The sequence below is a fragment of the Sphingobacterium humi genome, from assembly GCF_009768885.1.
Taxonomy (GTDB): Bacteria; Bacteroidota; Bacteroidia; order Sphingobacteriales; family Sphingobacteriaceae; genus Sphingobacterium; species Sphingobacterium humi.
On the sequence record NZ_WSQA01000031.1, the window covers coordinates 1 to 1,388 of the forward strand.

The following is a 1,388-nucleotide window of genomic DNA, read 5'->3' on the forward strand; positions in this document are numbered from 1 at the left end:
TTAGCATCTTTAAAGCCGAAATCCCTTGCAAGACGCCGAACGTAAATTACTATCCTTATTGATGCCCGAAGGACTTTTAGAATACTTTGAGATTTTAGAAGTAGATCAGGTTGACAATCACCTGCACATTTATTTAGATGAACTCAATATCTCTCCATCTGGTTATGAAAATAGAAAGCTTGAATCCAAAGGGTTTATGCCTTCCACCGAGATTTCAGACTTTCCGATTCGAGGACAGAAAGTTACGCTTCACATAAGGCGTCGTCGTTGGACGGTTTTAGATACCGGACAGATTATTACAAGAGATTGGAACCTCGTACGTGAGGGTGCTCGAATGACTACAGAATTCGGGCTTTTTTTAAAGAAGATATTTGGATAATCATCCTGTAAGTGCTCATCTGGTGGGTTTATTCTTTCAAATGGATGGCAAACAACTGCAGGATCAATACAAGAATCACCTCAGTGATTTTCATGATTGGGATCAAAAACCCCATGCCGAAAATTGGATATTATTTCCAGATAATATAACTGAGCACTTAAGTATTGATGAAACAAGCTTTAGCAATGGCGAGCTTTATACCATTATAAGTAGTAAGTCAGGCAAAGGTAGAAAAGGAACCATTCTAGCTGTCATTAAAGGAACAAAATCCGAAGACATCATTCGTGTTCTAGAACGAATTCCAATCCGAGCTAGAAACAAAGTAAAGGAGGTGACAATGGATATGGCCCCCAATATGGCTAAAGCCATCACAAGATGTTTTAGAAACGCCAGGAGAGTAATTGATCGGTTTCATGTTCAAAAGTTAGCATTCGATGCTGTCCAGGAACTTCGAATCCAATATCGTTGGGAAGTGCTTGATAATGAAAGTCAAAACATAAAGGATGCTAGAGAACAAGGTGGACACTATGAACCTGAGGTGTTATCCAACGGAGATACCGTGAAGCAGTTATTAGCAAGATCTAGACATCTATTATTTAAGCATCCAAGCCGATGGACTGAAAGTCAAAAACATCGTGCAGAGCTGCTGTTTATGCGTTTTCCGAAGCTGAAACAAGCCTATGATCTAGGGATTGCTTTGGGAAATATCTTTAATCATTGTAAAGATAAAACACTTGCTTTTACCAAATTGAGCTTATGGCATAACCAGGTGGAACATGCTGGGATACCGTCCTTCGAGAGTGTCGCAAAGTCTATTGCAGCACATCATCCTGAAATCCTGCATTACTTCGACAACAGGAGTACCAATGCCTCCGCAGAGTCTTTCAATGCAAAACTTAAGGCTTTTAGAAGTGTATTTCGAGGAGTTAGAGATACTACCTTTTTCTTATATCGGGTGATGAAATTGTATGCTTAAAAATTATTACCCCCCAAACTTTCGGTATGATCC

The 1,388-nt window shown here is 39.6% G+C and carries 2 protein-coding genes; both read left to right on the forward strand.

Annotation, left to right across the window (positions count from 1 at the left end; all coding sequences use genetic code 11):
* The first annotated feature begins 25 nt into the window (after positions 1-25).
* Positions 26-379, forward strand: a complete 354-nt coding sequence (locus GQF63_RS19540; RefSeq protein ID WP_160370919.1) for an ISAon1 family transposase N-terminal region protein — start codon at positions 26-28, stop codon at positions 377-379.
* Entirely contained in the window at positions 372-1,355 is a 984-nt protein-coding gene (locus GQF63_RS19545) for an ISAon1 family transposase (protein ID WP_246163628.1), read from the forward strand. Before GQF63_RS19540 ends, GQF63_RS19545 begins: the two co-directional genes overlap by 8 nt.
* The last annotated feature ends 33 nt before the right edge of the window (positions 1,356-1,388 follow it).